Origin of the sequence: Sphingobacterium cavernae (assembly GCF_008520265.1) — a bacterium.
Lineage (GTDB): Bacteria > Bacteroidota > Bacteroidia > Sphingobacteriales > Sphingobacteriaceae > Sphingobacterium > Sphingobacterium cavernae.
Genome location: NZ_VIQM01000006.1, coordinates 93323 through 100700, shown reverse-complemented (window position 1 = coordinate 100700; position 7378 = coordinate 93323). Strand labels below are relative to the sequence as shown.

Annotated in this window: 5 protein-coding genes; 1 reads left to right on the top strand and 4 read right to left on the bottom strand. The window is 38.1% G+C overall.

Translation table 11 applies throughout. The features are described 5' to 3' along the window. The coding region (locus tag FLS47_RS18355) for a hypothetical protein (RefSeq protein WP_223225066.1) at positions 1-193 on the top strand (193 nt) is incomplete at its 5' end. Between the two features lie 35 nt (positions 194-228). Here FLS47_RS18355 and FLS47_RS00540 read toward each other — a convergent pair. The 4 genes from FLS47_RS00540 to FLS47_RS00525 form a co-directional block, all read right to left on the bottom strand. Next, positions 229-1944 carry a GMC oxidoreductase gene (locus FLS47_RS00540; RefSeq protein ID WP_149912450.1) on the bottom strand — a complete coding sequence of 572 codons (1716 nt, stop codon included), beginning with the start codon at positions 1942-1944 and terminating at the stop codon, positions 229-231. A gap of 1 nt (position 1945) precedes the next feature. Beyond that, positions 1946-2425: a gluconate 2-dehydrogenase subunit 3 family protein gene (locus FLS47_RS00535; protein ID WP_149912449.1), complete on the bottom strand. Its 480-nt coding sequence runs from the start codon at positions 2423-2425 to the stop codon at positions 1946-1948. 174 nt (positions 2426-2599) lie between these two features. Further along, positions 2600-4171 (bottom strand): RagB/SusD family nutrient uptake outer membrane protein, encoded by a 1572-nt coding sequence (locus FLS47_RS00530; protein ID WP_149912448.1) that lies wholly within the window; start codon positions 4169-4171, stop codon positions 2600-2602. A 9-nt stretch (positions 4172-4180) separates the two neighbouring features. Next, the gene (locus FLS47_RS00525) at positions 4181-7333 is read right to left on the bottom strand and encodes a SusC/RagA family TonB-linked outer membrane protein (protein ID WP_149912447.1); all 3153 of its coding nucleotides are present in this window, start codon (positions 7331-7333) and stop codon (positions 4181-4183) included. Positions 7334-7378: the final 45 nt, after the last annotated feature.

Genomic DNA, 7378 nt, shown 5'->3' with positions numbered 1-7378 from the left:
TAGTGTTTCCGTACAGTTTAGGGCTTTGGCTTGTGTTGCAGCCTCACCCAGCACTTGCGGCCTTGTATGTAGTTTCTGTTCGTCGGACCGAAGTTTTGCCTCAGACTTCCTTCAGATTCCACCTCGCAGTGGACACCCTTGTCATAAGCTAACACTTCCCACTGTAAAGGCGTATTCGGGACTTACACCCTAGAGTTATTGCCCATGCTGGGCACACAAAATAGATCTCTAAATGTTTTGTTTCTTTAATTCTTTCACAGCAAAATCTACAGATCGCACAGAAAAAGCCATATATGTAAGAGAAGGATTTTGAGTCGAAGTGGAAGTCATCGCAGCGCCATCTGTAACGAAGACATTGGGAACAGCATGCACTTGGTTCCATTTATTAAGCATGGAAGTTTTAGGATCTAGCCCCATTCGTACTCCACCCATTTCGTGGATATCCAATCCTGGAGCTTGCCATCTATCATCTCGTCGAATATTTGTAAATCCAGCGCTTACAAACATTTCTTCCATTGTATCGAGATAATCCTTTTTCATCTTCGCATCATTCTCATCATAATCAATTGAGATTTTTAGTAAAGGAATACCCCAGTCATCTTTCTGATTCGCATCTAATGCTACGAAGTTGGACGCTTTTGGAATAGTCTCTCCCATCATATGTGATCCCACTCCCCAATTTCCTAGTTTGGGATTAAGAATCGAATTTTTAAGATCATCACCAATACCTGATAAGTCCGAATAAGAAGAACGATACGCGCCAAACCCTGCCGCATAACCTCGTAAATAATCTGTTTCTTGCTTATGTAAATTTCTGAAGCGCGGAATATAAGCTCCACCAGCAGGATTACGCCCTTCGACTTTGTAGTCTATAAGTCCTTCATATTCTGCATATATTCGTGCGCTATAATTATGAAAAGCCACATATTTACCCAATGTTTCGCTATCATTCCCTAATCCATTCGGAAATCTATTGGATGTAGAATTCAATAAAATCAAATTGGTATTGATAGCAGCTGCATTCACAAAAATAACTTTTGCGAAGAAGTCAATTTCTTCTTTGGTATTTCTATCGATGACTTTCACACCTATAGCTTTTCCCTTTTGCTCATCGTATATAATAGAATGCACGACTGAGTCAGGTCTTAGCGTCAGATTACCTGTCTTTGCTGCCCAAGGCAAGGTAGAAGCATTAGAACTAAAATACCCACCAAAAGGACAGCCACGTTGACACAATGTTCTATTTTGGCATTGCGTACGGCCTTGTTGAATATGTATTGGTTCGGGTTTAGAAATATGTGCACATCTAGCTGAAATGACTTTGCGACTTTTGTATTTCTTTTCTACAGCTTGTTTGAAATATTTTTCTACAATATTTAATGGATAGCCTGGCAAAAACTCACCATCTGGTAATTCGGGCAAACCGTCTTTATCTCCAGCGATGCCTGCAAATCGTTCGACATGATCGTACCATGGTTTCAAATCTGCATACCGAATCGGCCAGTCCACAGCAAATCCATCGCGCAAAGGACCTTCAAAATCGAAATCCGACCAACGTTGAGTTTGTCGCGCCCAAAGCAATGACTTTCCGCCAACTTGATAGCCTCGAATCCAATCAAATGGTTTTTCTTGGATGTACGGATGCTCGGCATCCTTGACAAAAAAATGTGCTGCATCTTCGTGAAAAGCGTAACATTTGCTTACAATAGGATTATCTTGCTTTACTTGATAAGGTAATTCATTGCGATGTTCAAACTCCCAAGGATACATATTGGTCGTCGGATAATCTTTGATGTGCTGCACATCACGTCCACGCTCGAGCACAAGCGTTTTAAGTCCGCGTTCACACAATTCTTTGGTAGACCATCCACCACTTATTCCCGACCCAATCACTATTGCATCGTAAGTTCTATTTTTTTGCGAATCTATATTTAGGAATGCCATATTAACTACCAACTTTTACTGCGCCGTCGTACCTTCCTGGCACTAATTCATAAATTATCTTGTTTTTCATTACATATTCTGAATTTTGGTAGCCCATAATGGTACGTCTTTTCAAAATTGAGAGAAACTTATCTTCTTTATCCAAAGCAGATAAATAGTGTTGAATTTCTTGCTGCGACTTGCCTTTTAAGATCTTTGACTTTTTCAATCCATCTACAAAAGCAGTTTGGTCCTCAGGAGGATGACAATCATCTACCATTTTCATGACAAATAAATGCAGATTCAATGTCTTTGCTCCGGGAGAATCTGTTTCAGGAATAATGGATTCGACAAGTTCGCCTAATAAATCTTCATCATCTTTTGAGAAATCAACATTAGATAGCGCAATAGTTGCTTTATTTCGATTTCCAGTACATGACGTCGCGATCGCTATGCCTCCTGCAAGAATAAAAAGTTGCTTTATGGCGGTTCTTCTTTTCATCAGTTTTCCAATTGGTCTCCCCAATATATGAATTATTTCAGGAAAACGTTTTAGCTTAAACCGAAAAAACTCATTCCAACAGAAATGAGTAAAATTGCACATATTGCATAAAAATACCCCCAAAAAGTGATTAACAATTTTGGGGGGTATATCGATTTCTAATGAATGGATTGCTTAATTATAACCTGGATTTTGTGTTAAGTTAGGATTTCTTTGCAACTCATCATTTGATATTGGCCACAATAGATCCGATTCTTTGAAAGTCGCTCCAGAACCATTCTGTGCGCCAATAAGGTTGACCCAAGTTATTTCTCCTTTTAAGGTTGGCGAGATCACAGGAAACTTCTTAGTTCTTACGATATCATCCCACATTTTGAATTCCAATGGAAATTCTCTCAAACGCTCATTCCAACATTCTTCTATAAACTTTTCCTTCGAAAGAGCTAATAACTCAGAAGTAAAAGTAGCAACAGTTTTACCTTTCGTATTTGCACGGGCTTTCACATTCGCCAAGTAGCCCGCAGCTTCCGCATTGACAGATCCAGCAGCTACTATTGCTTCAGCAGCTATTAATAATGCTTCTGGATACCTGTAAAAATTCCAATCTTTAGTACCTCTACCAGAATTCAACAAGGCATCTTCATCGTAATAATACCATACGCCCGCTTCTGTGGAAGTCCATTTTTTTGTAGGGTCGTCTGGCCTTGTATAACTCCAATGGAAGAACTGATTAGGCTTTATACGCAAATCATCTGCAGCATAAACATTTAAGAACCTACTCGTAGGACCATACACACGTTCGAAAATAGAATAAGTAGAAAATACGGATACTGCTGATGAACTAAATGCATAAGTTGGCCACCATGAACTTGTCGAAATAGCCCCATCAAATTCCATAGCATATATCACTTCATTCAAATTATCCGTTTTGCGAAGTTGGTTATAAGCACTATTTGATTCCAAATCAGCATTTGGGATCATTCCATGAGGTGAATTAATCACAACTTTAGCCATTTCTGCAGCTTGCGAATTTTTACCTTGTTGTAAATACACATTTGCTAAAGTCATAGCCGCTACGTATTTAGAAATGCGATGGTTGTTATTAGCAAATGTTTTAGCTGGCAAAACTGTGACAGCTTCATTCAAATCGCTCTCTATTAGTTCATATACCTTCGCAATTTCTGTACGCGATGCATCCAGATTTTCCAAATTTTCGGTGGGTTCAGTTACTAATGGAACATCCCCAAAAGTCTTTACCAAATAAAAATAGTTGTATGCTCTAAAAAATTTGGCTTCAGCTACTAATTGCTTTTGCTTATTGAGGTCTTCAAAAGCAATTTCTGGTATATACTTAATTGCACCATTTGCTGTATTTATAACTTCATATGCAGAATTCCAAACACCATCCATTGTCCCTGAAATCATACTGACGTTGCCTTGTCTTGTCAATTCTCGAGCATATTTGCAGACTAACTCTTGTCCTTCGTAACTATTCGTAAAATAACCTGTCAGCATGCTATTTATAGATGCTTGAGGACCTAAATATGCACTTCCAGCAGAAGAATAGCGTGTAGGTGCGCCTCTTCTGTAAAGAGAATTGATATTACCTACAGCCTGTAACTCTGTTTTATAATATGTTTCTTTAATTATTGAGGATAAGGGAGCTTCATCAAGAAATTTTGTACATGATGAGGTACTTATAATTAATCCTAATCCCAACGCGATTATTAATTTATTTCTTTTCATGATAGTATTCTAAAATTTAACATTTACTCCTAATGTGAAGGTCTTAGCTCTAGGATAAGAGAAAAACGTAATATTCTGTCCAAAGTTGTCACCTACTTGAGATGTACTTTCCGGATCATAACCCTTAAAGTCTTTTGACGTAATCAGCCATGGATTATTAGCAGAGGCAAATATTCTAATGCCACCTAACCTCAGTTTATTCAACATTTCTGAATTGAAAGTATAACCTAATTGTATCAAGTTAAATCTTAGATAAGAACCGTTAACAACCCATGCATCATCAACATTTGTATCTTGTCCTGCATGACCACTATTAGTCAAATAAATAGCCTGCTGTCTCGTATTAGGATTTGATTCACTGTATGCATCGGTAAGAATCTCCACAAGACCATTGGTAATTCCAAATCTATCGTATGTAGAGTGATAGAATTGTTGCATCGTTTCGACACCATATACAAATTGAAGATCCACCGTAAGGTCGAAATCTTTGTAGTTAAGTGTATTTATAAAACTACCCGCCCAATCTGGTGTACCTTTACCAATGATATATTTATCTGCCGAACGTTTCGGTCTTCCCACCTGACTTAGCGTCGCTTGACCTGCATCGACATCAGCTTGTGTGTAAATTCCTTCACGCTTATAGCCATAGAAACTATTTAGATTCTCTCCAACACGAATGATTTGGTTTGCTCCACCAACCCACCACAATCTTTGGATATCCTCATCTTTATCTCCTAGTTTCAATACTTTATTCTGGTTATAACTCATATTCAACATGGTATTCCAGGTTAAATTTTCATTTTTAATAGGATAAGCATTGATTAATAACTCAACACCTCTATTCTGCACCGAACCAATATTCTTCATTACACTTGAATAACCAGTACTTCTTGGAATAGGTGTTTGCAACAATAAATCCTTTGTTTTTTTGTTGTATACCGACACATCAAAATTTAATCGGTTAGAAAATAATCCAATCTCTACACCAAAATCAAATTGATCGGAGGTCTCCCATCTCAAATCTGGATTAGCCAAAGATGAAACCCATGAGAAAGGCTGTCTTCCGCCGTCCAATAATGTTGTACCTGCAGAAACATTAGCAGTGGAGCTATAAGAACCGATTTCAGAATTACCCGTACGACCATAGCTTGTGTGGACTTTTAAATTACTAACTGTGATATTGTCAGCCATGAAGTCCTCATTAGAGACATTCCACGCTAGACCTGCAGAAGGGAAAAATGCATATTTATTATTTTTACCAAATTTTGAGGATCCATCGTAGCGTCCAGTTACAGTTGCAGAATATTTGTCATTGTAAGTATAAGCTCCCCTTACAAAATAGGAATTCATAGCCCACTTGTCTGTATTGGAATTAGGAGAAGATGGGGTTCTACCAACTCCCATATTATTCCATTCATAGAAGTCATCATCAAAACCTTCGGTTCGTGATTGCGAATACTGTGATGTTCTAGCTTGCCAAGACAATCCCCCCATCAAATTAACTCTGTGCTTGTCAATTGTTTTTTGATAGGTTAAGTAATTCTCTTGTTGCCAATAGAAAACATTTTCATATTGCATCTCCGCCCAGCCATTAGGCTTTGATATATTGTTTAACAACACCGAAGAGTAACCTTTATAATCTCTGCGTTGGTTATCAACACCAAACTGCGTTCTTAAATCTAATCCTTCAGCTAAGTGAAATGTCAAAGCTGCATTACCAAAAATCTGAGTATTGTAACGATTTCTTTTTTGTAATTCTAAGATTGAAACAGGATTTGCCATTCCCTCAAACCCCAAAACATTATTTATTGTTGAACTTGTTGAACTTGTATATTGACCAGATGGCTCGTATACAGGCAACCAAGGAAGCATCTCAATCATAGTACGTCTAGCATCTTGCCCTCCACCATCTTCAGGAGTAAAATTTGCCAAACTATGGTTAACCATCAAGTTAACATTTGACGACAACCAATCCACAGCTTTTGTGTCATATGCTAGCTTACCGCTGACGCGTTTACTAAACATATTTTTGATTACACCTTGCTGATCGGTATAATTTAAAAATGCCCCAACTGATGATTTTTCATCCCCTTGTTGAATATTTATCTGATGATTGTGCGATAATCCATTACGACTCGATTCTTTCTGCCAATTTGTATCATACAATGGATTTCCATTAGAGTCAAAATAGTTAGGATCATTAAACCAATCTTTCTTATCTAAAGACCATGGAGTCCAATTCGGATCTCTATTTTTTAGAAAATCAGCTTGGTATTTATTTTCATTGGCCAATCCAATCATAAATGCATCTACCCATTGCTGACTATTCAAAACATTCATATATCGCTGTACAGAACTTACACCTACTGAACCTTGATAGCTGATAGATTTACCTCCACCCGAAGCTCCACGTTTTGTGGTGACAAGTATAACCCCATTCGCACCTCTGGCACCATATATTGCTGCGGAAGAAGCATCTTTCAAGACTTCTATACGCTCAATATCGTTGGGATTCATAAGATGAAAGTTTTCCATTACTACACCATCCACAACATATAATGGACTAGATGAGGCATTAATCGTAGCATTACCACGAATTAATACTTTGGCTCCATACGCTCCGGGTTGTCCCGAATTAGAGAAAATATTAACACCTGCGGCCTTACCTCTAAGGTTATCTAATGCCCCAAAATTTTGGGCTTTGGTCATTTCTTCACCTTTTACCACTGAAATAGACCCAGTAACATCTGACTTCCGCATAGTACCATATCCTACGACAACTACTTCCTCAATATCTGCTTGCTCAGTTATCAAACGGAAGGTAATTGTTGTGCCAGTAACAGTTCGTTCCTCAGATTGAAATCCCAAAATGTTTGTTACCAAAATATCCCCATTGCGAGCCTGCAAGGAAAATTTCCCTTGACTATCAGTCTGGGTAGAAACAGTCGAACCTTTTAGTGTAATAGTCACACCCGAAATACCTTGTCCTGTTGAAGCATCTACAACCGTACCTTCTACAGTCTGCTGTTTTAAAGCTTCATGATAAGCTTCTTCGAGCGAAAGCCTATTTCCATACACTGAATTTGTACCGATGGCAAGTAAGGAGAAGGTGAAAACCCACAACCTACCTTTACCAAGTTTAAGTTTGTCTAAATTCCACATAATATAATTTAATTAGTCAATTGATTTTCCTAATACAAGCCGCAA